Source organism: Gluconobacter sp. P1D12_c, from assembly GCF_018812105.1.
In the GTDB taxonomy this organism is placed as follows: Bacteria; Pseudomonadota; Alphaproteobacteria; order Acetobacterales; family Acetobacteraceae; genus Gluconobacter; species Gluconobacter oxydans_A.
In genome coordinates this window covers 1-358 of sequence record NZ_JACSIQ010000874.1, presented here as the reverse complement: position 1 = coordinate 358, position 358 = coordinate 1, and the positions used below count along the sequence as shown (strand labels likewise).

Genomic DNA, 358 nt, shown 5'->3' with positions numbered 1-358 from the left:
GGTTTCTGAGTCATTCACGAAAAGCCGTWTTGATGATGGTGCGAAGTCTCGTGAAAATGAAATTCATTTATTGAAGAATCAAAATGAGAAGTTGAAAGCGAGTAATTCATCACTAAAAACAAAAATTCACAAAAGAAATGACTCACGAAAATCACTATTGAACGAATTGGAAAGCGAACGCGAAAAAAGTTTTTCTAAGGGCAAGCCGTTCAGAGATTTACAGAAGAAGAATGAACAGCTTGAAACTTATCTTGGTTTAGTTTTTGATTCTTTGGATTCGCATGGAATTAATCCTGTTCCGTTCATTAAGACTGTCTACACGTTGGATGATTTAATGCGTGATTGCGATAGGATTGCG

At 36.1% G+C, this 358-nt stretch carries 1 protein-coding gene; it reads left to right on the top strand.

Annotated elements, in window-relative coordinates:
- Nucleotides 1-358 (top strand): hypothetical protein (locus KP705_RS19595; protein ID WP_215765521.1); only part of this gene is annotated, 358 nt, incomplete at both ends.